Source organism: Bradyrhizobium sp. CCBAU 45384 (assembly GCF_028128665.1).
In the GTDB taxonomy this organism is placed as follows: domain Bacteria; phylum Pseudomonadota; class Alphaproteobacteria; order Rhizobiales; family Xanthobacteraceae; genus Bradyrhizobium; species Bradyrhizobium manausense.
In genome coordinates, this window is the sequence record NZ_LBIZ01000096.1 from 84943 (window position 1) to 109269 (window position 24327).

Below are 24327 nucleotides of genomic sequence, written 5' to 3' on the forward strand. Positions count from 1 at the left end.
ACTGGATCGCCCGCCTTCGCGGGCGATGACAGTGGCGGTAGCCGGATGGAGCGCAGCGTAATCCGGGGCCGACTTGGTTGTGGCACGAGTCCCGGATTGCGCTGCGCTCCATCCGGGCTACGCACCCCTCAATGCTTCTGCCCGTACAGCACGGGCACCGCCGAATCCACGACGACCTCCACAAGGCTCGTGCCTTCAAACGTCATCCCGCGCTTCAGCGCCGCGCCGAGTTCCGCGGCCTTGCTCACCCGCACCGCATGGCAACCCATCCCCTCCGCGAGCCGGACGAAGTCGATGCCCGGCAGCTCCAGCCCCGGCACGTTGCGCACCTGCATCACCTGGCTGAACGAGCGCATTGCGCCGTAGCCGGAATTGTTGATGACGACGACGGTGAGCGGCAGCTTGCGCTGAGCGGCGGTCCACAGCGCCTGGATCGAATACATCGCCGAGCCATCGCCGATCAGGCAAACGGTGCGCTGCTTCGGCTTGCCGAGCGCCATGCCGACGGCGGCGGGCAGCGAATAGCCGAGGCCGCCGCTCGACATCGTGTAAAAACTATCCTGGCCGGGCATCGCCAGAAACTTTTGCATCGCCGGGCGGTGTGAGGGCACTTCCTCGACGAGTGACGCGCCCTCCGGCATCGCCTGCGACAGCGCGTGCAGCAGGAACTCGACCGGCAGCGGATCGGCGGCCTGTGGCGCCGGCGGCAGTGTGCGTCCCTTTGGCGCCGCGCGTTGGCTTTCGGGCAGCAGGTCGAGCAGCGCGGTGAGGGCGGGCTTCATCGTGGCGATGATGCTGGTGCCTGATGGTGTCACCGCGGCCGCATCCGGATCATCGGTGATCTGGAAGATGGTGGCGCCGCCATCGAAGATCGCGGCATGGCCCTCGACGTGAAAGGTGAAAACGGGCGCGCCGATCACGACGACGAGATCGTGCTCGCGCAGCGCATCGGAGAGCTGCGCCGGCGAGGCGTGCAGGAAGCCCGCGAATTGCGGATGCCGCTCGGGGAATGAGCAGCGCGCCGAGAACGGGCTGACCCAGACGCTCGCCTTGGCCTTCTCGGCAACCCGCACCATCAGGTCCACAGCGCCGGCGCGATCGACACCGGGGCCGACGACGAGGGCAGGGTGCTTTGCGATAGCGAGCGCGGCGACCAGCGCCTTCATCGCCCCGGGCTCCGGACCGATTTCGCGGCTGACCCTGCGCGCCTCGACCGGTGCGGTTGCGTGCGTCCAGTCGTCGATCGGGATCGACACGAAGGTCGGCCCGCAGGGCGGCTGCATCGCGGTGTAATAGGCCCGCGCGATCGCGGCCGGCACGTCCTCGGGCCGCGCCGGCTCGACGCTGTACTTCACATAGGGCCGCGGAAACTCCGAGGCGCGCTCGGCATAGAGGAAGGCCTGCAGCGGCAGGATCGAACGCGCCTGCTGGCCGGCGGTGATCACCAGCGGCGTCTGGTTGCGATGCGCGGTGTAGATGTTGCCGAGCGCGTTGCCGACGCCGGCGGCCGAATGCAGATTGACGAAGCCCGCATTGCGGGTTGCCTGCGCGTAACCGTCGGCCATGCCCACGGCGGAGGCCTCCTGCAGCGCCAGCACATAGTCGATGTCGTCGGGCCAGTCGGAGAGGAACGGCAGCTCTGTCGAGCCGGGATTGCCGAACACTTTTGTGATGCCGAAGGCGCGCAGCAGGTCGAGCGTCGCCTGCTTGACGGTGACGGACTTGCTGCCGGTCTTGCCGTTTTTGGCCATTGGTTTCCCTGCTTATTGTTGGCCGTCATTCCGGGGCGATGCAAAGCATCGAACCCGGAATCTCGAGATTCCCCGGTGCGCAATTGCGCACCTGAGGTCCGGTCCTGCGGACCGTCCCGGAATGACGGAGCGTTACCACACCGCCGTCCCCTTCATCGTCGGCTGTCCCTCCGCATTCGCCGTCCACAACTCCATGCCCGCCTCGGTCTCGTTGGCGTTGATCGAGAATTCGCTGCCCTCGAACAGCGGCTGCACGCCGCGATAGGTGAATTTCTTCGGCGCCGTGCCGCCTCGAAGTTTCGCCGCCATCTCGATGATCAGCGCCGCCTGCAACGGTCCGTGGAAGATCAGGCCCGGATAGCCCTCGACCTTGGTGACGTAGTCGCGGTCGTAATGGATGCGATGGCCGTTGAAGGTCAGCGCCGAATAGCGAAACAGCAACACGGGATCGGAAACGTGCGTCTTCCGATGCTGCGCCTTCGGCGGCGGAGGCGGCGCCTTCGCAGCCGTCGGCGCGCTGCCCGTCACCTCGCGATAGACGATGTCCTGCCGCTCGCGAATGGCAATGCCGCGCGGGGACGTGACGATATGCTCGACCGAGACGAAGCAGAGCGTGCCGGTCGATCCTGTCTTCACCTGCACGTCGGCAATGCGTGAGGTCCGGGTCGATTCATCGCCGACGCGCAGCGGTTGCAGGAACTCGATCTCGCCGCCGGCCCACATCCGGCGCGGCAACGGCACCGGGGGCAGAAAGCCACCGCGGGTCGGGTGGCCGTCGGGCCCGAGCATCGACATTGGAAAGACCGGCTGCGCCAGGCACCAATGCACCGTGAACGGCGCCGCATCCCCCGCCTTTGGCTCGCCGATCTCCTGGAACAGCGTCGCGCGCAGCCCTTTGACGAGCTGCGCGGTGACGATGTCTGTGGCCTCGGAGCTGCGTCCGATCCATTGCCTGAGGTGATCGATGTCGAGCTTCTCGGTCATGATGCCTCGCTCTTGTTACTTCCTGGGATTTTCACCGATCGCGGGCACCGGGCCATAGTAGCGCGTCTCGCCGACGATAACAGGCGCCGGCGCGGGATAGCTGACGCGGCCGTTCGGCGTCTCCACCTCGATGCGGCGCAGATGCGGGTGGTTGGTGAGGTCGGCCATGGTGTTGACCTCGGCGAAGGCGATGTCGGCGTCCGACAATCGCTTCAACAACTCGTCGCGCGTCATCCTGCCGAAAATCTCCGCAACTTTTGCGTCGGTGAAATCGCGGTTGCGCACGCGCTCCACCATGTTGGCGACGCGGGGATCCGCAGGGAGATCAGGCTGATCCAGCACCTCGGCGCAGAGCGTCTTCCACTCGCGCTCGCTCTGGATCGAGATCAAAATGTCCTTGCCGTCCTTCGACGTGAACACGCCATAAGGCGCGATCGAGGGATGACGCAGCCCCATGCGCTTCGGCGGATTGCCGGCCTCGGCATTGAGCAGCGGCACGGTGCACCAGTCCGCCATTACGTCGAACATGGAGATGCGAATGTCGCAGCCCTTGCCCGTGCGCCCGCGCGCGATCAGTGCCTCCAGGATCGCGGCGTGCGCCGTGGCGCCGGTCGCGACATCGACGATCGACATGCCGACGCGTGAAGCGCCATCAGGATTGCCGGTGATCGAGGCAAGGCCGCTCTCGGCCTGGATCAGGAGGTCATAGGCCTTGCGATGGGCGTAGGGGCCCTCGTCGCCATAGCCGGTGATGGTGCACGAGATCAGCTTCGGATAGTCCTTCAGCAGCCGCTCGCGCGAGAAGCCGAGCTTGTCCATCGAGCCTGGCTTGAGGTTCTGCACCAGCACGTCGGCGCTGGCGATCAGCTTTTCCAGTTCAGTGCGGCCCTCCTTGGTGGCAAGATCGACCACGACCGATTGCTTGCCGCGGTTGAGCCAGACGAAATAGCTGCTCTGGCCCTTGGCCGCCGCATCGTAGCCGCGGGCGAAATCGCCCTCCGGCCGTTCGATCTTGATCACTTCCGCGCCCGCATCCGCAAGGCGCGACGAACAGAACGGCGCCGCCACCGCCTGCTCGACCGCAATCACCCTGATCCCGTCCAATGCTCCCATGGTGCGACCTCAGTAGGAGCGGGGCATGCCGAGCACATGCTCGGCGACATAGGACAGCACGAGGTTGGTCGAGATCGGCGCGACCTGATAGAGCCGCGTCTCGCGGAATTTGCGCTCGACGTCATATTCCTCGGCAAAGCCAAAACCGCCATGGGTCTGGATGCAGGCATTCGCCGCTTCCCAGGACGCATCCGCCGCCAGCATTTTTGCCATGTTGGCCTCCGCGCCACAGTCGAGCCCTGCCTCGTATTTGCGCGTCGCGTCCTTCACCATCAGTTCGGCCGCGCGCATCGAGGCGTAGGCCTTGGCGATCGGAAACTGGATGCCCTGGTTCTGCCCGATCGGCCGGCCGAACACCGCGCGCTCCTTGGCGTAAGCAGTCGCCTTGGCGATGAACCACTTGGCGTCGCCGACGCATTCGGCGGCGATCAGGATGCGCTCGGCATTCATGCCGGAGAGGATGTAGCGAAAGCCCTTGCCTTCCTCGCCGATCAGATTCTCCGCCGGCACCTTCATGTCGGTAAAGAACACCTCGGTGGTGGCGTGATTCATCATGGTGCGGATCGGGCGGATCTCGAGGCCGTTGTTCTTGGCCTCGCGCATGTCGACGATGAACACGGACAGACCATCGGTGCGCTTCTTGACCTGCTCCTTCGGCGTGGTGCGCGCCAGCAGCACCATCAGGTCGGAGTGCTCGGCGCGGCTGGTCCAGATCTTCTGGCCGTTGACGATGTAGCTGTCGTTGCCTTCCTTGCGCGCGAAGGTCTTCAGCGACGAGGTGTCGGTGCCGCTGGTCGGCTCGGTGACGCCGAAAGCCTGCAGGCGCAGTTCGCCGCTGGCGATCTTCGGCAGGTATTTTGCCTTCTGCTCGGCATTGCCGTGCCGGAGCACGGTGCCCATCGTGTACATCTGGGCATGACAGCCGCCGCCGTTGCAGCCCGCGCGCTGGATCTCTTCGAGGATCGCCGCAGCCGCGGACAGCTTCAGGCCGGCACCGCCATACTCTTCCGGGATCAGCACCGAGAGATAGCCGGCCTCGGTCAGCGCGTCGACGAAGGCCTTCGGGTAGGCCATCTCGCGATCGAGCTTGCGCCAGTATTCGCCGGGAAACTGCGCGCAGAGCTTTCCGACGGCTTCGCGGATGTCGGCGTAATCTTCGCTGTGGTGTTGTTCGCTCATGGCGTTTCCTGTTTGGTGCGGCAGTCAAGATAACGCCGGCCGATCCTCTGGCGTTGTGAAAACATCGCCAGCCCCCTATGCTCATTTGCTATAGCGTATGGAGCAGCCTTCCAGGATTGGCAAGTATGGATTTCCGGCAGCTCAGGACCTTCAGTTGCGTGGCGGAGCTCGGCAGCCTCTCCAAGGCCTCCGACACGTTGCGCGTGGCGCAGCCGGCGCTGTCGAGGCAAATCAAGCTCCTGGAGCACGAGCTGCGCGCGGAACTGTTCACCCGCAACGGCCGCGGCATGGTGCTGACCGAGGCCGGCCGGCTTCTGCTGGCGCGCACCTCCGGCATCGTGCGGCAGATCGACCAGATCCGCGACGACATCCAGTCGGCCAAGGGCCCGCCCTCGGGACAGGTCGTGCTCGGGCTGGTTCCGACCGTGAGTTGCGTGCTGTCGGCGCGCTTTGCGCGGCGCTGCGTCGAGACGTTTCCCGGCATCTCGCTGCGCATCGTCGAGAGCTACAGCGGCCATCTGGTCGAATGGCTGCATCGCGGCGAGATGGATCTCGCCATCCTGTACGGCCGCTCCGCCGATCTGCATCTCAACGTGCAGAGCCTGGGACGCGACAACATCGTCGCGGTCGGCCCGCGCGGCTGCGGCCTTGCGCGCAAGAAGAGCGTCGATATCGGCTGGGTGCTGCGGCAGCGCCTCGTGCTGCCCAGTCACTCCCACGGCCTCCGCGCGCTGATCGAGCACGCCGCCGCGCAGCGCAAGATCAAGCTCAATGTCCAGCTCGAGGCGGATTCGTTCCGCGTGCTGACGAGCCTCGTCGCGGAGGGCCTCGGCTTCGCGCTGCTGCCGCCCTCGTCGGTCCATGCCGAGGTCGCCGACGGGCGGCTGGAAACCGCCGGCGTCTCCAAGCCGATGACACGCGAGCTCATTTTCGCCTCTCCGATCGAGCGCCCGGCCTCCACGGCGTCCCTCGCCATCACCGCACTCCTGCGCGACGAGGTCGCCGCCTGCCGCAAGGACGGCGTGTGGGACATCAAGCTGAGTTGACCCTGCGGTGAATGCTTAGGACACAAGCCTGCGGCCGGCCCATCGCATGTTGTGCGAGCTGTCATGCCGGAATTTTATAGCTGGGGGCTTGGCGTCGACCGAGTATCAGGGACGATGCGCCTTCGCCTCACCCTCGGTGTCATTGCCCGCGAAGGCGGGCAATCCAGTATTCCAGAAGCCGCGCGGCTAGAATCGAGAGGCTGCGGCGTACTGGATGCCCCGCCTGCGCGGGGCATGACAGCTGAGACTGGGGAGGCAGGTTTGCTCCAATGCGATCGCGGCGTTGCTGCTACCCCGGAATCCTCACCGGCAGCGTCTCATATCCCTTGATGAAGCTGGAATAGATCCGCTTGGGCTCGCCGACCACCTCGATGCGGTCGAACCGCTTCAGCATCTCTTCCCAGACGATGCGCAGCTGCAGCTCGGCGAGCCGCATGCCGACGCAGCGGTGGATGCCGAACCCGAAGGAGAGATGGGTGCGCGGTCGGGCGCGGTCGATGATGAAATCGTTCGGCCGCTCGATCATCTCCTCGTCGCGGTTGCCCGAGACGTACCACATCACGACGCGGTCGCCCTTCTTGATCTGCTTGCCGCCGATCTCGGTGTCCTGCAGCGCCGTGCGGCGCATATGTGCCAGCGGCGTCTGCCAGCGGATCACCTCGGGCACCATGGTGTCGATCAGCGCGGGGTTGGCGCGCAGCTTGTCGTATTGCTCGGGATTCTCGTTCAGCGCCAGCACCGAGCCCGTCATGGTATTGCGCGTGGTGTCGTTGCCGCCGACGATGAGCAGGATGATGTTGCCCATCAGATTGTCGGGGTCCATGTAGCGTGTCGCCGGGTTGTGCGCCATCAGCGACAGCAAATCGTTGCGCGGCTCGGAATTGACGCGCTCGTTCCACAGCTTGGACATGTAGGCGTAGCACTCGTCCATCTCGCGGCGGCGCTCCTCGGCCGAGGCGACGATGCCGCTCTTGGGCAGCGCGGTCGAGACGTCGGACCAGCGCGTCAGCTTGCGCCGTTCCTCCCAGGGGAAGTCGAACAGGGTCGCCAGCATCTGCGTCGTCAGCTCGATCGAGACGCGCTCGACGAAATTGAAGGTCTCGTTGCGCGGCAGATTGTCCAGCACGGTCTGCGAACGCTGGCGGATCAGCTTGGCCAGCTCGTCCAGATGCTGAGGGGTGAACATCGGCGACACGGTCTTGCGCTGCGCCGAGTGCTTCGGCTGGTCCATCGCGATGAAGCTCGGATAGTCGTAGCCCTCAGGCACGTCGCGGATCGCGATGCCGCCGAGCGTCGAGTCCGAGGAGAAGATGCCGTGATTGGTGTCGACATGCATGATGTCGTTGTATTTCACCACCGACCAGTACGGCTCGATCGGCGCGTTGGTGCAGTAATGCACCGGCTCTTCCTTGCGCAGCCGCTCGAACCACGGCCACAGCGTGTCGTCCTGGAACAGCCTGGGAGCACCGGGGTGGAATTGCGAAAGCGGCGTCGTATAGGCCTCCTCACGCGCGCGCCGCATGCGTTCGGCTTTGTCCACTTTAACCGGCGCTTGGATGTTCATTGTGGTGCTCCAGGTTGGTTCCTTCTTCGCCTCTCCCCGTAGGAACGGGGAAAGGGAGACTTCTTCGTTCACGCCGCAATCTTGACCGGCAGCGTTTCCAAACCCTTCACGAAGCTCGAATACACCCGCTTCGGCTCGCCGACCACGTCGATATGGTCGAACCGCTTCAGGATCTCCTCCCAGATAATCTTGAGCTGGAGCTCGGCAAGCCGCAGGCCGACGCAGCGGTGGATGCCGAAGCCGAAGGACAGATGCGTGCGCGGGCGGGCGCGGTCGATGATGAAGTCGTAGGGCTTCTCGATCACCTCTTCGTCACGGTTGCCCGAGACGTACCACATCACGACCTTGTCGCCTTTCTTGATCTGCTTGCCGCGGAACTCGAAATCGGTGAGCGCGGTGCGGCGCATATGCGCGAGCGGCGTCTGCCAGCGGATCACCTCGGGCACGAAGCTGTCGAGCAGATCAGGGTTTTCGCGCAGCTTGCGGTATTGCTCCGGATGCTGGCTCAGCGCGAGAAGCGAGCCCGACATGGTGTTTCGCGTGGTGTCGTTGCCGCCGACGATCAAGAGGATGAGATTGCCGAGGAAGTTCTTCGCGTCCATATGGCGCGTCGCGTCGCTGTGCGCCATCATCGACAGCAGGTCGCTCTTCGGCGGCTGCTCGATGCGCTCTTTCCACAGCCGCGCGAAATACTGCGCGCATTCCGTCAGCTCGACCTGCCGTTCGTCCTCGGTCGCGACCAGTCCGTCAGGACCGGGGATCGTGGTGGCGATGTCGGACCAGCGCGTCAGCTTGCGGCGGTCCTCCCAGGGAAAATCGAACAGGACGGCGAGCATCTGGGTGGTCAGCTCGATCGAGACCTGGTCGACCCAGTCGAACACTTCGCCCACAGGCAGATTGTCCAGGCACTCGGCCGAGCGCTGGCGGATGTTGATCGCGAGATTGTCCAGATGCGTCGGCGTGAACATCGGCGCCACTGTCTTGCGCTGCGCGGCGTGGCGCGGGGGGTCCATCGAGATGAAGCTTTCGCGCCGCAGGTCGGGATCGATGTCGCGGATGGTGATGCCGCCCAGCGCGGACGCCGAGGAGAACACCGCATGATTGGTCTCGATCTCCATGATGTCGTTGTAGCGCGTCACCGACCAGTACGGTCCGAACATGGAGTCCTTGCAATAGTGCACGGGATCTTCGCGGCGCAGCCGGTCGAAATAGGGCCAGAACGTATCGGTCCTGAACAGCTCGGGGTCACCGGGATCGAATTGCTCCAGCGGAAGCGATGACGCGCGCTCGCGCAATGCGTCGAGCTTTGCCGCGCTTTCCATGGTCCCGTGCATGACCGTTCTCCCTGACGTCGACCGCGATTTTTGTGAATTCTGCTCTGCGGTATTTGAACCACAATTACAACGCGTTACGTGCGTCGGAGCAAGGGACAGTTTTGCCGCAAGAGGTGCCATCCGGTTTTGCCACATCGACGAACGTGACATGCCGCACGCGGGTCGTCATGAAATCCTGTCAGAACTCGCTCGAAACCGGGGTAAATCGAACCCGCCCATGTTGGGGATCGACTAATCTCTGATCTATAGATTGAGCGCAAACGATCCGCATCCCGAGGTTGCCGCCGTGAACGACATGCAATGGGCCCCCATCGGCCCTTCCGAACCGGTCCCGCCGCCGTTGCCGCCCACACGGGTCGATTTCACCGGCAATCGCACCGAGTTCCGCAAGATGGTGACCAAGGGTGCCATGCTGGAGCTCGTGACCTTCGGCTTCTACCGGTTCTGGCTCGTCACCGACATCCGCCGCCATTTGTGGTCGAACACGTCCATCGACGGCGACGCTGCCGAATACACCGGCCGCGCCAAGGAGCTGCTGGTCGGCTTCCTGTTCGCGCTCGCGATCCTGATGCCGATCTATCTCGCCTATTTCCTCGTCGGCATCGAGTTCGAGCGCTGGCAGGGCTTTGCCTCGACGCCGCTGTTCATCTCCTTCTACGCCTTCGGCCAGTTCGCGATCTTTCGCGCGCGTCGTTACCGGCTGACGCGCACGGTCTGGCGCGGCGTGCGCTTCTGGATGGACGGCTCCGGCTGGGCCTATTCGTTCCGCGCGATGCTGTGGGGCGTCCTGGTGTTCCTGACGCTCGGCCTGGCGCTGCCATGGCGCGAGGCGTCGCTGGAGCGCTACAAGATGCAACATACCCATTTCGGCGATCTGCAAGGCGACTTCGAAGGCAGCGGCTGGGAGTTCTTCAAGCGCGGCTGGTGGATCTGGTTGCTCAGTCCGGTCGCGGTGGTGATCTTTCCGCTTGCGCCGTTCCTCTATGCCGAGTTCAAGGCCCGCGAATGGCGCTGGTGGCTGAACGGCATCCGCATCGGCGGTGTCAGCGTGTCCTCTGACCTGCCGCACAACGCCTTCTACGGCCTCTACTGGAAGATGGTCGGCTGGTGGGTGCTGCTCTCGACCCTGTTCGGCGCCTATCTCGGCGCAGCCACCGTGCTCACCGTCAAGCTGACCGGCGTGCCGGCCGAGCAGTTGTTCGGACCCGGCCATGCCGCCAAGAGCATTCCGATGCTGGTGATCATGTTGATCGGTTATTTCGCGCTCGCGCTCGCCATGAACATCATCATGCGGGTCTATCTCCAGCGCGATCTCTGGGCCATGGTGCTGGAGACCGTCGAGGTGCATGATATCGGAGCCGTGGCCGACGTCCGCGCCAGCGGCGAGCTCGCCAGCGCGCTCGGCGAGGGTTTTGCCGATGGTCTCGATGTCGCGGGATTCTAGATCGTGAGCGATGTGACCGCTGAGCCCGGCGCCGAGTCCAGGCCTGGACAGAAGGCGATCTTCTTCGACGGCTTGTCGAGCCGCCGGCGCCAGGTCGTGCTGACGCTCGGTGACGCGCTCGAGATCGCCGAGCCCGGCGACGTCCAGGCGGGCCCGGCCGTCACGCGCTGGGCCTATGACGAGATCCGCCGCGCCGACAGTCCGGCCGGCATTCTGCGCCTGACCTCGACATCTGCGCCGCCGCTGGCGCGGCTCGAGATTCGCGACGCGGCGCTCGGTGCCGATCTCATCGCACGCTGCCCTCGCATCGACGAGCACCAGACCACCGCGCGCGGTGTTGCAAAAATCGTGGGCTGGTCGGTTGCCGCCGCCGTGTCCATCGTCTGCGTCGTGCTGTTCGGCGTGCCGCTGGCCGCGGACCGCCTCGCGCCGCTGGTGCCGAAACCGATCGAGCGGCGCATCGGCGATGCCTCCGAGGTGCAGGTGAAAACGATCTTTCGCGGCGAGGCTTGCGGCGACGCAGCCGGTCAGGCGGCGTTCCGCAAGCTCGTCAACCGCCTGCGCGATGCCGCCGGCCTCGACGACGATGCCATGACGGCAGGTGTGCTGCGAACCTCGGTGCCGAATGCGTTCGCGCTGCCGGGCGGCAAGGTCTACGTGCTGAGTGCCTTGCTCGACAAGGCCGAAACTCCCGACGAGCTCGCCGGCATCCTCGCCCATGAGCTCGGCCATCTCAAGCATCACGACAACATGCGCGGCCTGATCTACAACGGCGGCACCTCGTTCCTGATCGGCCTGTTGTTCGGCGATGTCACCGGCTCCTCCGCCGTGATCTTCGCCTCGCGCAGCGTGGTCGAAGCCTCCTATTCGCGCGAGGCCGAGACCGGCGCCGATACGTTCGCGATCGAGCTCATGCACAAGCTCGGCCGCTCGCCGAAGCCCGCGGCCGAGCTGATGTTCCGCATCACCGGCAAGGAGGGCGGCTCGGGCCTTGCGAATATCCTGGCGAGCCATCCGCTCACCGAGGACCGCCTTGCCCGCATGACCAGGGAAGACCGTCCCGCCAGCGGCCCGCCGCTGCTGACGGACAAGGAATGGCAGGCGCTGAAGGGCATCTGCGGCAGCGGGAAGATTTAGCTTCGCGACTACCGCGTCCCGTAGGCGCGGTCGCCGGCATCGCCGAGGCCCGGCAGGATAAAACCGTTCTCGTCGAGGCCTTCATCCACCGCCGCGGTCCAGATATGCACGTCGGGATGCAGGCCGCGCAGGCGCTCTAACCCTTCCGGCGCGGCGATCAGGCAGGCGAGGCGAATGTCCTTGGCGCCGCGCTCCTTCAGCCGGTCCACCGCGGCCACCGCCGTGTTGGCGGTCGCGACCACAGGCGTCACCACGATGGCGAGGCGCTCGCTGAGATCGGACGGCGATTTGAAGAAGTATTCGACCGCGGCAAAGCTCTCGGGTTCGCGATAGAGCCCGATATGGGCGACGCGCGCGGTCGGCACCAGATCCATCATGCCGTCGACGAAGGTGGTGCCGGCGCGCAGCATCGGCACGAATACCAGCTTCTTGCCGGCGATCTTGGCCGAATGCATCGTCGCCAGCGGCGTCTCGATCACGGTATCGGTGAGCGGCAGGTCGCGCGTCACCTCGTAGCAGAGCAGCATGCCGATCTCCTTGATCAGCTCGCGGAACGACTTTGTCGAGATCGATTTGTCCCGCACCAGGGTCAGCTTGTGCTGCACCAGCGGATGATCGACGATCGTGACGCCTTCCATGATCGGATGCTCCTGAAATTCATCAAGTCAGTGCGGCAGGCAACAATGGCGGGTTAGAAAACAGTACCGTCGCTGATCACCTTGAGCGGCGGCGAGCCGTCGGGGCGGCGCGCAAAGGCAATGGCGCGGCCCGCGGCCCAGGTGCCGCCTTCCAGGATGCTGGCGAGCGGCAGCGACTGCGGCGTACGGCCGAGCTTGGCGCGAACAAGATCGGCAACACGATCCAGCAGCGCCACCGTCAGCGCGCGCCACTCGACGACAACAAGCGAATCCACCCCATGCGCGCGATCGGCCTCGGTGACATCGCGCAGGCGCAGCACCCCGTGATCGACGAACAGTCCGCCGTTGCGGTATTCGGCCAGGCCGGTGAGGCCGTCGATGTCGGTGACGTCGAAGCCGGCGCGCTGCAGCGGCTCGATCAGCGAATAGCTCAGCCATTGCGACAGCTTGTGCAGCGGCACGAGGCCGGCGGTCGCATCATCAGTCTTGATCGCGGGATGGCGCCAGCAATCGCCGAGCGGGACGCCGGCAAGCTCGAGCCGCGACGGCCAGATTGGTCCGAGCTGGTTCAGCACCGCGGACAGGATCACGGGCGCGGGGATGGCGCCATCAGTGGCTTGTGCTGCGATGTGGTCGAACAGGCCGCCCGGCCGCGGCGTGTCCTGCATGCCGAAAATGTCGGCGCGTGCAGACACCAGCCGGCCCAGTCGCTGCAGCAGATCGGTGCGTCCCTCCAGGCCAAGCAGCGGATTGGCATCGCTTGCCTGGAAGGCCGACGTCAAAGCTGAAAGCGGCAGCTTTGCAAGCACATCGGCATCGACCCTGAACGGGGTGCGCGCATCGCGCGAAAACAGCCCGCCGGCAAACATGTCGAGGCTCGCGAGCGCCAGTCCCTCGGAGCGGCCGATGCCTTGTCCCGTCACCGCGTCACGATAGCGCCATGTCGCACCCGCGCCGGCGTCGAGCAGCACGCTGACGATGGCGAGGTCGAACTCCGCGCGCGCCCGTGCCGTGCGATCGGGCCACGAGGCAGCATCGGCCAATTGCGCCCAGCGGTCGACGCCGCCGAACACAAAATGCCGCCAGCGCGCGTGGAAGGGAATGTCGAGCGTCGGATAGGCTTTTCGCGTCACCGCGAGCACGGCCTCCGCAACGCCATCCATGCGATCGAGATCGATGGTGAAATGCGTGAGCCCGCCCTTCAGGCCGATCTCGAGCATCCGCTCGGCACGCGCGCGAACCGCCTTCGCGGTCAGCAGCGCGCGTGCCTCTTGTTCTGAATCGTCCGCCATTACCAGATCAGTATTTTTCCAGCGAGCGCCCGACCACGCCACCCACGTCCTTCTCCGGCGCGATGTCGGTGGAGTAATAGCCGGCCGCCTTCTTCGCGGCGATCTCGACATAGGCGTCGGCCGGGATCAGCTCCGGCGGGATCGGCACGCGCTCGACGATGTCGATGCCCTGCGAGGTCAGCGCGTCGTATTTCATGTCGCTCATCGACAGGAAGCGGTCGATGCGCTTCAGGCCCAGCCAATGGATCGTATCCGGCATCAGCTGCTGGAAGCGCGCGTCCTGGACACCCGCGACGCATTCGGTGCGCTCGAAATAGGCGGCAGCCGCATCGCCGTCTTCCTGGCGCTTGCGTGCATTGTAGACCAGGAACTTTGTCACTTCGCCAAGCGCGCGGCCTTCCTTGCGGTTGTAGACGACGAGCCCGAGCCCGCCCTCCTGCGCGCCGCGCGCGGATTCCTCGATGCCGTGGATCAAATACGGCCGGCAGGTGCAGATGTCGGAGCCGAACACGTCGGAGCCGTTGCACTCATCGTGCACGCGGCAGGTGATCTTGGTGCGATGGTCCGGCAGCTTGGTCACATCGCCGAACATGTAGACCGTGGTGCCGCCGATCGGCGGCAAGAACACTTTCAGGTCGGGGCGCGTCACCAGCTCGGGGAACATGCCGGCGGTCTGTTCGAACAGCGTGCGGCGCAGCTCGGTCTCGTTGGTCTTGAAGCGCTCGGCAAGGCCGGGCAGGTACCAGACCGGATCGATCGCGATCTTCACCACCGAGACGCTGCCATTGGCATGCACGACCTCGCCATCGGCGCGCAGGCGCTTGGCCGCCAGCGCCTCGCGGATCTCGGGCAGATCGAGCCGCGCCCGCGTCACCGCGATGCTCGGCCTGATATCGACGCCCTCGGCGATCTCCTTGCCGAAATTCTCGGCGACCAGATGCCCCCAGGGATCGAGCGCGACGATCTTGGCGGGATCGCACCATTGCTCGAACGGGCCGATCGTTGCCGCAGGGAAGGTGTTGGTGAGATCGGGGCGCCGGATCGGATCGAGCGCGCCGGCGGAGACCGCGAGCGCGCGGTACATCGCATAGGAGCCGCCATGGCTGCCGATCACGTTGCGATCCCCGGCGCGCGACACCGTGCCGATGATCGGCCCGCGGGCGCGCGCGTCGGCGGCGCCCCAATGAATCGGGTAGGCGGCTTTCTTGCCCGGCTCCGGATGAGAGGTGAGGCGGATATGCTCAGTACGGTTCGCGCGGCTCATGGCCAAACTCCCAAAAAGCCAACGGCCCGCCGCTCGGACGGGCCTGGCTTATCAGCGTTGCCGGAGCGGAGCCCGGCGACGCAATCCACCATATTGTAACGGCCCTTGGCGACAGACAAGTTAATCGTGCGGGGCGGCCCGCCGCGCCGGCCGGCCCGGATCGGCGAAGGCGGCGGAATGTGCCCTATATCTATGTAATTGTTCAAATTTTTGAAGAGGCGCGTCGGGCGACTGGATAATGCCTGCGTATTCGGACATACCGGGCGGATTGCCCCCGGAGTGCGCCAATGCCTTCAACCAACATGTCCACCGCCAGCTACATCGATCCCCGCAATGGAAAGCTCTATTCCCTGCATGAGCCGCGCTGGTGCTCCGACGAGCGCACACCGCTGCTGGTGACGCCGGGGTCGGGAATCTCGCGCGACGACATCGATCGCGGCACGCGCTCGCTGTGGCGCTACCGCGCGGCGCTGCCGGTCGAGATCAAGGATCCGATTTCGCTCGGCACCGGCTGCACGCCACTGGTAGCGCAGGATTGGGGCGATCTACGGCCGTTCTTCAAGCTCGAATGGTTCAATCCGACCGGCAGCTTCAAGGACCGCGGCTCCGCGGTGATGCTGTCGTTTCTCCGGCAGATCGGCGTCAACGCCATTCTGGAGGATTCCTCCGGCAATGGCGGCTCGTCGATGGCAGGCCTTGGCGCCGCCGGCGGCATCCGCGTGAAGATTTTGGCGCCGGCCTCGACCTCTCCCGCAAAAATCGCGCAGGTGCGCGCCTATGGCGCCGAAGTGCAGCTCGTCGAAGGTCCGCGCGAGGAATCGGAGGCCGAAGCCATCAGGCAATCGCGCCAGACCTTTTACGCCAGCCATAACTGGCAGCCGTTCTTTCTCGAGGGCACCAAATCGCTCGCCTATGAGATCTGGGAAGATCTCGGCTTTCGCGCGCCCGACAATGTCATCGTCCCGGTCGGCGCCGGCTCGAGCCTGCTCGGCTGCGCCTTCGGCTTCCGCGAGCTCTTGAAGGCGGGGCAGATTGCAAAGCTGCCGCGCCTGTTCGCGGCACAGCCGCTCAACTGCTCGCCGATCGACGCCAGCTTCAAGGCCGGCGTCGACACGCCTGTCGCGCGCGAGGTGAGCAAGACCATCGCCGAAGGCACCGCGATCAAGCATCCGCTGCGCCTGCGCGAGATCATAGGCGCCTTGCGCGAGAGCGGCGGCGGCACGGTGGCGCTCTCCGAGGACGAGATCGTCGCCGCCCTGCGCCGCCTTTCGCGGCAGGGCCTGTTCGCCGAGCCCACCAGCGCCAGCGCGGCGGCGGCGCTGGAGAAACTGTCTGCTGCCGGCCTCATCAAGCCGAACGAGACCACCGTCGCGATCCTCACCGGCACCGGGCTGAAGGCCGCGACCACGGTGGCCGATTTGGTGGGGTAGGGCCAATTCCTCACCGTCACCCTGAGGTGCTCGCCTCTTCGGCGAGCCTCGAAGGGCGACGGCCCGGCTGCATCTCGGCCGTACATCCTTCGAGGCTCCCGGCGCGATGCTTTGCATCCCGCCGCTCGCACCTCAGGATGACGGATCACCTAATCTCCGAGACCATTCACCTGCCTCACCCAGGCGCGCACATCCACCAGCACCTCGGGCAGCACCGCTCTCACCTCCGGCACGGTCATGCCGGCCTTGATGCGGGGATCGTAGAGCAGGTTGAGGATGTACTGGTCGTAGACGTCAAAATAGCCCATCGACACATTGTCGTTGAACATGGTCCACGGCACGCTCGCGGTGTCGTTGATCGGCCCGAGCGATTGCAGCACTTCTTCGTAGGCGCAGTCGAGGAAGGTGAAGTCGCTGACGTCGACAGTGAGGATGACGTCGGAATGCTCGATCTCGAATTGCTCGTTCTTGCGGAATCCTGAAAGGCACTGCGGATCGAGCGAGGTGCGGATCTCGCGCGCCTTCTCCGCGCCGTAGAAGCTTGTGATGGTGCGGTAGAGGTCGCGGTCGCGCACCAGCTTCACCCGCACATTGGCCGCTTCGCTCGTGTCGGTCATGGCGATGTCGAGATGCTGCACGCGCGCGGCAATGTCGGCCACGACTTTCCCGAGCTGCGCCTTGCGGTCGGCGCGGTCGGTCTCGGCGAATACGCGCACCGGGGCGTCGAACTTGCGGATGCGATCGACGCGGCCGGCGAGATGGTATTCGGCGCCGAACGCGGTCTTCAAAAAGCCGTCGACGATCTCGGCGTCGGTAAAGCTTTTTTTCTCAGTGCGCTGGCGCGAGGCAATCGCGGGCAATTCGCCGGCGGCGGCCGTGGTAGCGGTATCAGGCACAGATGTGAGCGCTGCAAACGCCAGCAGGGCGAAGCGTAGGGCAGGTGGGACTAATGCGCTCATCGTCGTGCAACGCTGCCGTATTCGCTGCGTGCACACAAGTCCGCAAATGCGCGCGTCGAGCAGATTCCGTCCGCTTCAGGCACGGTGCCGTAGGGTGGGTAAAGGCGCCCTTGCGCCGTGCCCACGATCTCAAAATGGTGGGCACGCCTGCGGACCGCGCATTCGCGCGATCCCCAGGCTTTGCCCACCCTACGAGAGCTTGCGTTTGGCTAGTGCCGTAGGGTGGGCAAAGCGAAGCGTGCCCACGCATTTTTCGCGATCGAGAGAGATGGTGGGCACGGCGCAGGTGCGCCTTTGCCCACCCTACGGCAGCTAACCCACCCGACGCACCGTCGATGCGGCTAGTTGTTCAGCACCACCACCGTCGTGCCGACATTGACGCGGCTGTAGAGGTCGGTGACGTCGTCATTGGTCATGCGGAAGCAGCCCGAGGAGACGGCCTGGCCGATCGTCTCCGGCTCGTTGGAGCCGTGAATGCGATAGAGCGTCGAGCCCAGATACATGGCGCGCGCGCCGAGCGGATTCTCGATGCCGCCCTTCATGTGGCGCGGCAGGTCCGGCCGCCGCGCCAGCATTTGCGACGGCGGCGTCCATTCCGGCCATTCCTTCTTGGCGGTGATCTTGTGCACCCCGCCCCAGCGGAAGCCGTCGCGGCCGACGCCGATGCCGTAGCGCAAAGCCTGGCCGTTCCCGAGCACCAGATAGAGCCGGCGCTCGGCCGTGTTCACCACGACCGTGCCGGGGGCATAATTGCCGTTATACATGACGGTGGCACGTGGGATCGGGCTCGCGCCGCCACCGAGATAGCCGGTGGAACTGGTGCCCGTGAAGTCGACCATCCCCGCGGCGGATGCGCTGCTCGCTCCGATCGTCGCGGCCACCATGGTGGCGACAGTTGCGGCAAGAAACCGGATCATTCATTCCCCCAGCAAAAAAAATCGATTCAATGGCAAAACACAGGCCATATTTGCCGGCGTTTCGCAAGCCACGGCCGCGTGAGGCGTGGTGGTTGCCGTTACCAAATCGGAAACCGCCTCAAAACATGATTAGCCAAGCAAGCGCATCGCGGCGCGGGACAGGGCCGCAATGCCCGCACTTGCTTTGACGGGCCGCGCGAACAATGATTGATCCGATGGAACGTCGGAAATGGCCTTGCGGGAGTATGGGATGAACGGTGCGGAAAGCCTGGTGCGGACGATGGTCAAGGGCGGGGTGGACGTCTGCTTCACCAACCCGGGCACCTCAGAGATGCATTTTGTCGCGGCGCTCGACCGCGTGCCCGGCATGCGCTGCGTGCTCGGCCTGTTCGAAGGCGTGGTGACGGGTGCGGCCGATGGCTATTTCCGCATGAAGGGCACGCCTGCCTCCACCCTGCTGCATCTCGGCCCCGGTCTCGCCAATGGCCTTGCCAATCTGCACAACGCCAAGAAGGCCAATTCCGGCATCGTCAACATCGTCGGCCAGCATGCCGTCTACCACATCGACTACAATGCGCCGCTGACCTCCGACATCGAGGGCCTGGCCCGGCCGATGTCGTCCTGGGTCCGCACCTCGCCGAATTCCAAGGCGGTCGCCGCCGACGGCGCCGCCGCGATCGCCGCCGCCAAAAGCGCGCCGCCGCAGATCGCGACCCTGATCCTCCCCGCAGACACCGCCTGGAACGAGGCTGACGGCATTGCCGAGGTCCCGGCCGAGCAGCAGCGCGCCAGCTATTCGCCGCAGGCGGTCGAGAAGGCTGCAAGGATCCTGCACGGGGACGGCGAGGGGACATTGTTGCTGATGACCGGCAGCGCCTTGAGCGAGCACGGCCTGGCGCTGGCCGAGCGCATCGCCGGCAAGACCGGCTGCACCGTGATGGGCCCGACCTTCCGCCCGAAGATGGCGCGCGGCCGCGGCCGTTACTCGATCGACCGCATCCATTATGTGATCGAGAACGCGCTGCCGATGCTGGCAAGATTCCGTCACATCGTGCTGGTCGAGTCCGACGATCCCGTGGCGTTCTTCGCCTATCCGAACAAGCCGAGCATGCTCAAGCCCGAGGGTTGCGAGGTCCATCGCATGACCTCCTGGGGCGAGAATTCGGTGGCGGCGCTGGAAGCGCTCGCCGGCGCCGTCAAGGCCAGCGCCAGGGACGTCAAGCCGCAAGCTTTGCAGGAACTGGTCAAGCCGACCGGTGCGCTCAGCTTCGCCTCGATCGCGCAGGCGATCGCCTGTGCGATCCCCGAGAACGCCATCATGGTCGACGAGTCCCTCACCACCGGCCGCGGCTTCTTCCCGCCGACGGCCGCTGCCGCACCGCATGACTGGCTGCAGAACATGGGCGGCTCGATCGGCTTCTCGACGCCGCTGTCGATCGGCGCCGCGATCGCCTGTCCGGATCGCAAGGTCATCACCATGGTCGGCGACGGCAGCGCGATGTACACGATCCAGTCGCTGTGGACGCAGGCCCGCGAGAACCTCAACATCGTCACCATCGTGTTCGCCAACCGCATCTACCAGATCCTGCGCGGCGAGTTCGACAATGTCGGCGCCGGCGAGCCCGGCCAGCGCGCCAACGACATGCTGAGGCTCGACCGCCCGACGCTCGATTTCGTCGCGCTGGCCAAGGGCATGGGCGTCCCCGGCCGCGCGGTGACAAATGCCGACGAGCTCAACAAGGCGCTGGCGGAAGCCGTCGCCGAGCCGGGCCCGCGGCTGATCGAGGTGCAGATGTAGGTCGCGCCGCGAACTCCGGCCCTCTTGTAGCCCGGATGGAGCCAACGGGTCGGCGCAAAGCGCCGCCCGATGACAGGCTCCGCGTAATCCGGGACTCGTGCAATTTGCGAGAACCCCGGATTGCGCTACGCTCCATCCGGGCTACGAACTATCTCGCACGCGTGATGGCCCGGAGGCACGATGCAGACCGAGCTGAACAAGGTGATCGCGGCCCTCAGGGAGTTCTATGCCCACGAATCATTCCTGTTCGAGAAGGACGTCGGCGAACGCGCCGTCACGCACCGCTTCGCCGTCTATCTCGAGCAGCAATTTTCGGGCTGGGCCGTCGACTGCAACTACGACCGCCTCGGCGAGCGCACGCTGCATCTGCCGCGCGGCAGCATCATCTCGACCGACGATCATCTCGGCAAGTCGATCTATCCTGACGTCGTCGTGCACCAGCGCGAGATCCCGAACAATCTGCTCACCATCGAGATCCGCAAGGCCAGCAATCACACGCCGCTCGAGCACGACCAGCACAAGCTGATGGCGCTGACCGATCCGCATATCTGGTTCGCCTATTGGATCGGCGTGCTGCTGGTGCTGGACAAGCACGGCGTGACGATGTCGGAAGTCTATCTCAGCGGCGGCGTCGATCCGCCGCAGTCGCTCTGGCTCGCGGCGCGGCTTGCGGAGAGCGGCCTCGGGGCGGGGCGTTAAAAGCCAATTTCGTGCGCATCGCTTCAATCGCGTATGGTGTGTTCGATGCTGCGGCATCGACAGCGGGCTCCCTCCCCCGCTTGCGGGGGAGGGTAGGGGAGAGGGTGTCTCCGCGTTGGGGCTGTCAGAACATCAATGCAGCGGAGCGCCCCCACCCAGCGCGTAGGTCACCAGATCCTTCAGCTTGAAATCGGGACCGGTCACCGGCGCCCAGTTCGGGTCGAGCGACAGCACGGAGGAGGCGTCGCCGAACATCATGCCGAGGAAGACTTCGGCGACGATGCGGCCGCCGACGGGCCCGAGTTGCGGCGTCGTGATTCCGGTCGCCGGCGCGCCGGTGGCGGCGACCGTGACCTTTGTCGCGTACTGACGCGCTTCCGCCAGGATGTAGGTCCAGAGCGGGCAATTGCCTTTGAATGCGCCATTCGCGATCGACGCGATCGGCACCTGCGGGTCGCCGGCACCGGGATTGTCGACGGCCCGGCCGATTTTGATCTGCTCGTCGGTCAACGGCGTCTGGTGCATCGCCCTTGCGACCGCCTGGCCCGAGGGCAGGCCAAGCCGCCAGCCGCGCTCGAGATTGCGCAGCGCCAGCGATGACGGGTTGGAGGCGACCTCCGGCGGCAGCTGGCGCAGCGGATCGACCAGCGAGGCGTCGATGCGATAGGCGAACTGGAGGCGCCGCTTGTTATCGGGATTGGTGCTGTCGTCCTCGACGCCATAGGCGCGTGTGTCGACGTCGATGAAGCGACCCCAATCGATGGCGCGGCCAGGACCCATAGATCGGAAGCCGGTCAGCGCGTTGGTGTCGGGATTGTTGGGGTCGGGGAAGATCTGCAGCAGCATGTTGTCGGCGTCGTTGAGCCGATAGCCGGGCCGGATCATGGAATGACCGAGCCGGTAGGCCGCGACCGAAAACTCGACCGGCATGTAGGGATAGGTCCTCCAGTGATAATAGGCGAGCTTGCTGCGATCGTAGCGGCCGCCGGTCTTGAGATCGTTCAGCACGGTGGCGTTGACGATGCGCGGCAGGAAATCGTTCAGCACGACATATTGGTAGTGGAAGCGGACACGCTGTTGCACGTCCTGGAACGAGAGGCCGCCGTTGTCGTCGACCATGCGGTTGTGGAAGCGCAGCATCAGGCCCTGGAACTGCGAGACGATGCTGTTCTCGTCGTTGCGGGGATCGCCGATCAGGGCGCGACCCCTGAAGCGCGGCAGGTCATTGGCGTTGGCGACGCCGGTGCCGGTGAGGGGGTCGCCGAGCAGAAACTTGCCGTTGCCGTCGTACATGTAGGGCTGATCGTTCGGTCCGCGACCGTAGACATTGTCCAGATCGAAGGACGGCGTGCGGAAATCGATGAGCCCGTCGGGATCCTGCTGCTTGGCCAGCGAGCTCACCGGATCGAAGGTGATGTCGTGATCGACGAACTGGCCGAAATAAGTGTAGAGCGCGGGAATTCCGCTCTCCTCGGCATCGGGGCCGTCCTTGGGCGGATCGAAATCGCCGACCATGTTATCGGCGAGGGCGGAGAGGTTGGCAATGTTGTCGGCTTCGTTCGGACCGAACGTCGCCGGCGTCAGCGTGCGAAACATGCGGCCGAAGCGGCCTTGTGACAGTGGGGAACGGGTGGCGTTGAGGCCGCGCGGCGTAGTGGCGTGACGACTGCTCATAAAGTACCTCCTTGAAAAGTTACGACGGCAAGCAACTAAAGCTGAAGTTGTTCGTGATGAAATATGCAGGTGAGGCTAGACGGAGCAGTTCGGCGTCTCAATGCGCTGCTTCACACATGGCGCGGTGTCGATGCGGTTCCAGCAGCAAGTGCTGCGAGCAAGCTGCGGATGCGCATCGCAAATTTCTCCAGCGCAGATGCCGGATAACATTCTCGTCATCGCCATCAGCGCTTCGAGAACGCTTGACGAAGCGAATTTGCTGTTCGCGTAAAAATTGTATTTGTGTGTGCTGGCACGGCGACGGTCGCGGCTCCCCGGACTGCTCCGACACATTGTCGTTCGTGTCCTGGTGCTGGAGCGTGCGCTGCGTTCGGCAATGTGATCCCGGCCACAGTTTGCAGCCGCGGTCCCGCCTATCTTCGGAGCACTTGCACGCGTCGATCCTGCGGGACTACGCTTCCCCTATTGGGGATCAGACATTTTGGAGGTTGTGATGCAAAGATCATATCTGCTGGCTGCGACTGCGGCGCTGGTGCTCATCATGCAGACACCGCTTGCATTGGCGCAGAGCGCACCCGCCGCGGGGACCACACCGCCGGCCGCTGCCGCCACCACGCCCCCTGCTGCCAACACGGCACCTGCTGCGACCACTGCACCGGCTGCGACCTCGACGCCGGCAGCAAGCACCGACACCTCCACCGCGCCGGCCGGCGCGAAGAAGAGTGCCGAGAAGAAGCCGGCGAAGAAGAAGATGACGCGGCAGCAGGAGATCGACCATTCGATCGACAGCGGCACCGTTCCGGCGCGGTATCGCAGCTCGGTACCGAAGGAGTACCAGCAATACATTCCGTTCGAGAAAAAGTGACGGATTGCACTGCGGTGCGATGTGCACCCGCCTCGCGCCGCGGTGGAACCTGACGGGAGCCATGCAGGCGTGATGGCATGATCTGATCTGCGTCCCCAGTGGCGGGCTCCGGAGCCGGTGTTACAGTAGGTCAGGGCGAGGGGGATAATCAGATGGGCGACGATGCGAAGGATGCTGGCCTTGTGGCGATGATCAGCAGCATCCTGGGCGGCAACAAGCGTGCAGACGCGGCCAGCCCGCCGCCGCTTGCCGACTTCCTTCCGGCCGCGTCGGCGCCGGGGCCCGCCGCAGTGATCCCCGAAATTCCCGAAGCGGAGTCGCCAAAGCTCCAGACCCCGCCCGGTGACCTCTCCAACGGCGCATCCGATGCAGCGGCGGCGGCTGCGAAGCCGGTCGTGCCTGCCGGTCAGCCCCTGACCCCGGACGGCAAGCGGCTCTTGCCGGCGCAAGCGATCGCCGATCTCGTGCTTGGCGAGCTCAGAAAGATCGAGGGGTTTCCCGCCTCCGGTGTCTCGGTCACGGTCTACGGTTACAGGCACTGGAATGCGATGATCACCTTCGCGCCGTTCTCGACCAATTTCCAGAATGCGACGCGGTTCCGCCAGGCCCTGCCAGACCTCGTCTTCAAGCTCCGTCGTTTCGTCGAACTTGAGATATAAGGATCGATGGATTGGGTTAGATCGATGCGAGCCCAGGAACTCGTCCACCTCTCCCCGATTGGCAGAGGTGTTCACCGTTCGACAGGATTTTCGAATTGAGCGTTGCCTTTACCAAGGAAGAGAGCGCCGAGACCGCCTCCGAGACGTTGCTGCCGGATCGCCCGATCTCGCCGCATCCGAACCTCGTGACGGAAGCAGGCCTGCAGGCCTTGCAGTCGCAGCTCCATCTAGCGCGCGAAGCCTATGAAGCCGCGCAAGCCGTCGACGACGTCAACGAAAAACGCCGGCAGTCGGCGGCGCCATTGCGCGATATCAGGTATTTCGGCGAACGGCTGCGCACCGCGCAACTCGTTCCCAATCCGGCCTCGAACGATGTCGTCGCCTTCGGCAGCACCGTGACCTTCAGCCGTGCCGACGGCCGCGTGCAGACCTACCGCATCGTCGGCGAGGATGAAGCCGACCCGAAGGCGGGCTCGATCTCGTTCGTATCGCCGGTCGCGAAGTCGCTGATGGGGAAGGCGGTCGGTGACGTCGTGGGCACGGGCGCGCAGGAGATCGAGGTGCTGGCGATTGCGTAGGC

At 65.0% G+C, this 24327-nt stretch carries 21 protein-coding genes; 9 read left to right on the plus strand and 12 right to left on the minus strand.

Annotated features, from left to right (window positions below):
• Positions 1-128: 128 nt before the first annotated feature.
• From mdlC to XH80_RS09830, 4 genes are all read right to left on the minus strand, one after another.
• On the minus strand, positions 129-1751 hold the full coding sequence (gene mdlC / locus XH80_RS09815; RefSeq protein ID WP_271598420.1) for a benzoylformate decarboxylase: 1623 nt from the start codon (positions 1749-1751) through the stop codon (positions 129-131).
• A gap of 132 nt (positions 1752-1883) precedes the next feature.
• Positions 1884-2735, minus strand: a complete 852-nt coding sequence (locus XH80_RS09820; protein ID WP_271598421.1) for an FAS1-like dehydratase domain-containing protein — start codon at positions 2733-2735, stop codon at positions 1884-1886.
• 15 nt (positions 2736-2750) lie between these two features.
• Positions 2751-3848, minus strand: a complete 1098-nt coding sequence (locus tag XH80_RS09825; protein WP_271598422.1) for a CaiB/BaiF CoA transferase family protein — start codon at positions 3846-3848, stop codon at positions 2751-2753.
• Between the two features lie 9 nt (positions 3849-3857).
• The gene (locus XH80_RS09830) at positions 3858-5027 is read right to left on the minus strand and encodes an acyl-CoA dehydrogenase family protein (RefSeq protein WP_271598423.1); all 1170 of its coding nucleotides are present in this window, start codon (positions 5025-5027) and stop codon (positions 3858-3860) included.
• A 125-nt stretch (positions 5028-5152) separates the two neighbouring features.
• On the opposite strand from XH80_RS09830, the gene XH80_RS09835 reads away from it, so the two are divergent.
• Positions 5153-6073 carry a LysR substrate-binding domain-containing protein gene (locus tag XH80_RS09835; RefSeq protein ID WP_271598424.1) on the plus strand — a complete coding sequence of 307 codons (921 nt, stop codon included), beginning with the start codon at positions 5153-5155 and terminating at the stop codon, positions 6071-6073.
• A gap of 289 nt (positions 6074-6362) precedes the next feature.
• Here the strand turns inward: XH80_RS09835 and XH80_RS09840 are convergent, their stop codons facing one another.
• Entirely contained in the window at positions 6363-7637 is a 1275-nt protein-coding gene (locus tag XH80_RS09840) for a cytochrome P450 (RefSeq protein ID WP_271598425.1), read from the minus strand.
• A 68-nt stretch (positions 7638-7705) separates the two neighbouring features.
• Positions 7706-8971, minus strand: coding sequence for a cytochrome P450 (locus tag XH80_RS09845; protein WP_220006198.1), 1266 nt, complete (start codon positions 8969-8971; stop codon positions 7706-7708).
• Positions 8972-9266: 295 nt separating this feature from the next.
• On the opposite strand from XH80_RS09845, the gene XH80_RS09850 reads away from it, so the two are divergent.
• Positions 9267-10415 carry a YjgN family protein gene (locus XH80_RS09850; protein ID WP_271598443.1) on the plus strand — a complete coding sequence of 383 codons (1149 nt, stop codon included), beginning with the start codon at positions 9267-9269 and terminating at the stop codon, positions 10413-10415.
• Between the two features lie 3 nt (positions 10416-10418).
• On the plus strand, positions 10419-11552 hold the full coding sequence (locus tag XH80_RS09855) for a M48 family metallopeptidase (RefSeq protein WP_271598426.1): 1134 nt from the start codon (positions 10419-10421) through the stop codon (positions 11550-11552).
• Between the two features lie 8 nt (positions 11553-11560).
• On the opposite strand, the gene upp is transcribed toward XH80_RS09855, so the two are convergent.
• The 3 genes from upp to XH80_RS09870 are packed head-to-tail and all read right to left on the minus strand — an operon-like array spanning position 11561 to position 14746.
• A complete protein-coding gene (gene upp, locus XH80_RS09860; RefSeq protein ID WP_057744709.1) occupies positions 11561-12190 on the minus strand; it encodes a uracil phosphoribosyltransferase in 630 nt (209 codons plus the stop codon).
• A 53-nt stretch (positions 12191-12243) separates the two neighbouring features.
• A complete protein-coding gene (locus XH80_RS09865; protein WP_271598427.1) occupies positions 12244-13482 on the minus strand; it encodes a URC4/urg3 family protein in 1239 nt (412 codons plus the stop codon).
• 7 nt (positions 13483-13489) lie between these two features.
• On the minus strand, positions 13490-14746 hold the full coding sequence (locus tag XH80_RS09870) for a GTP cyclohydrolase II (RefSeq protein WP_271598428.1): 1257 nt from the start codon (positions 14744-14746) through the stop codon (positions 13490-13492).
• 302 nt (positions 14747-15048) lie between these two features.
• Between XH80_RS09870 and XH80_RS09875 the strand changes: the two genes are divergently transcribed.
• Positions 15049-16176, plus strand: coding sequence for a threonine synthase (locus tag XH80_RS09875; protein ID WP_271598444.1), 1128 nt, complete (start codon positions 15049-15051; stop codon positions 16174-16176).
• Positions 16177-16325: 149 nt separating this feature from the next.
• Here XH80_RS09875 and XH80_RS09880 read toward each other — a convergent pair whose 3' ends face one another.
• The gene (locus tag XH80_RS09880; RefSeq protein ID WP_271598429.1) at positions 16326-17135 is read right to left on the minus strand and encodes a DUF2927 domain-containing protein; all 810 of its coding nucleotides are present in this window, start codon (positions 17133-17135) and stop codon (positions 16326-16328) included.
• 341 nt (positions 17136-17476) lie between these two features.
• Positions 17477-17974 carry a L,D-transpeptidase gene (locus XH80_RS09885; protein ID WP_430648614.1) on the minus strand — a complete coding sequence of 166 codons (498 nt, stop codon included), beginning with the start codon at positions 17972-17974 and terminating at the stop codon, positions 17477-17479.
• Positions 17975-18302: 328 nt separating this feature from the next.
• Here XH80_RS09885 and XH80_RS09890 point away from each other — a divergent pair, with 328 nt between their 5' ends.
• Together XH80_RS09890 and XH80_RS09895 are read left to right on the plus strand one after the other, a co-directional pair.
• Entirely contained in the window at positions 18303-19850 is a 1548-nt protein-coding gene (locus XH80_RS09890; protein WP_271598430.1) for an acetolactate synthase large subunit, read from the plus strand.
• 180 nt (positions 19851-20030) lie between these two features.
• The gene (locus tag XH80_RS09895) at positions 20031-20549 is read left to right on the plus strand and encodes a hypothetical protein (protein WP_271598431.1); all 519 of its coding nucleotides are present in this window, start codon (positions 20031-20033) and stop codon (positions 20547-20549) included.
• Between the two features lie 132 nt (positions 20550-20681).
• Here XH80_RS09895 and XH80_RS09900 read toward each other — a convergent pair whose 3' ends face one another.
• A complete protein-coding gene (locus XH80_RS09900; protein WP_271598432.1) occupies positions 20682-22223 on the minus strand; it encodes a peroxidase family protein in 1542 nt (513 codons plus the stop codon).
• Between the two features lie 493 nt (positions 22224-22716).
• Between XH80_RS09900 and XH80_RS09905 the strand changes: the two genes are divergently transcribed.
• The 3 genes from XH80_RS09905 to greA all read left to right on the plus strand — a co-directional run bounded on the left by XH80_RS09905 (position 22717) and on the right by greA (position 24325).
• Positions 22717-23088: a hypothetical protein gene (locus tag XH80_RS09905; protein ID WP_271598433.1), complete on the plus strand. Its 372-nt coding sequence runs from the start codon at positions 22717-22719 to the stop codon at positions 23086-23088.
• A gap of 152 nt (positions 23089-23240) precedes the next feature.
• On the plus strand, positions 23241-23747 hold the full coding sequence (locus tag XH80_RS09910; RefSeq protein WP_271598434.1) for a hypothetical protein: 507 nt from the start codon (positions 23241-23243) through the stop codon (positions 23745-23747).
• Between the two features lie 95 nt (positions 23748-23842).
• Positions 23843-24325 (plus strand): transcription elongation factor GreA, encoded by a 483-nt coding sequence (gene greA / locus XH80_RS09915; protein ID WP_271598435.1) that lies wholly within the window; start codon positions 23843-23845, stop codon positions 24323-24325.
• Positions 24326-24327 lie beyond the last annotated feature (2 nt).

What these genes read in the sequence shown, in the direction of transcription:
- mdlC (WP_271598420.1), bottom strand. Translation starts at nt 1,751, where the DNA reads ATGGCCAAAAACGGCAAGACCGGCAGCAAGTCCGTCACCGTCAAGCAG.
- XH80_RS09820 (WP_271598421.1), bottom strand. Translation starts at nt 2,735, where the DNA reads ATGACCGAGAAGCTCGACATCGATCACCTCAGGCAATGGATCGGACGC.
- XH80_RS09825 (WP_271598422.1), bottom strand. Translation starts at nt 3,848, where the DNA reads ATGGGAGCATTGGACGGGATCAGGGTGATTGCGGTCGAGCAGGCGGTG.
- XH80_RS09830 (WP_271598423.1), bottom strand. Translation starts at nt 5,027, where the DNA reads ATGAGCGAACAACACCACAGCGAAGATTACGCCGACATCCGCGAAGCC.
- XH80_RS09835 (WP_271598424.1), top strand. Translation starts at nt 5,153, where the DNA reads ATGGATTTCCGGCAGCTCAGGACCTTCAGTTGCGTGGCGGAGCTCGGC.
- XH80_RS09840 (WP_271598425.1), bottom strand. Translation starts at nt 7,637, where the DNA reads ATGAACATCCAAGCGCCGGTTAAAGTGGACAAAGCCGAACGCATGCGG.
- XH80_RS09845 (WP_220006198.1), bottom strand. Translation starts at nt 8,971, where the DNA reads ATGCACGGGACCATGGAAAGCGCGGCAAAGCTCGACGCATTGCGCGAG.
- XH80_RS09850 (WP_271598443.1), top strand. Translation starts at nt 9,267, where the DNA reads ATGCAATGGGCCCCCATCGGCCCTTCCGAACCGGTCCCGCCGCCGTTG.
- upp (WP_057744709.1), bottom strand. Translation starts at nt 12,190, where the DNA reads ATGGAAGGCGTCACGATCGTCGATCATCCGCTGGTGCAGCACAAGCTG.
- XH80_RS09865 (WP_271598427.1), bottom strand. Translation starts at nt 13,482, where the DNA reads ATGGCGGACGATTCAGAACAAGAGGCACGCGCGCTGCTGACCGCGAAG.
- XH80_RS09870 (WP_271598428.1), bottom strand. Translation starts at nt 14,746, where the DNA reads ATGAGCCGCGCGAACCGTACTGAGCATATCCGCCTCACCTCTCATCCG.
- XH80_RS09875 (WP_271598444.1), top strand. Translation starts at nt 15,049, where the DNA reads ATGTCCACCGCCAGCTACATCGATCCCCGCAATGGAAAGCTCTATTCC.
- XH80_RS09880 (WP_271598429.1), bottom strand. Translation starts at nt 17,135, where the DNA reads ATGAGCGCATTAGTCCCACCTGCCCTACGCTTCGCCCTGCTGGCGTTT.
- XH80_RS09885 (WP_430648614.1), bottom strand. Translation starts at nt 17,974, where the DNA reads ATGGTCGACTTCACGGGCACCAGTTCCACCGGCTATCTCGGTGGCGGC.
- XH80_RS09890 (WP_271598430.1), top strand. Translation starts at nt 18,303, where the DNA reads ATGAACGGTGCGGAAAGCCTGGTGCGGACGATGGTCAAGGGCGGGGTG.
- XH80_RS09895 (WP_271598431.1), top strand. Translation starts at nt 20,031, where the DNA reads ATGCAGACCGAGCTGAACAAGGTGATCGCGGCCCTCAGGGAGTTCTAT.
- XH80_RS09900 (WP_271598432.1), bottom strand. Translation starts at nt 22,223, where the DNA reads ATGAGCAGTCGTCACGCCACTACGCCGCGCGGCCTCAACGCCACCCGT.
- XH80_RS09905 (WP_271598433.1), top strand. Translation starts at nt 22,717, where the DNA reads ATGCAAAGATCATATCTGCTGGCTGCGACTGCGGCGCTGGTGCTCATC.
- XH80_RS09910 (WP_271598434.1), top strand. Translation starts at nt 23,241, where the DNA reads ATGGGCGACGATGCGAAGGATGCTGGCCTTGTGGCGATGATCAGCAGC.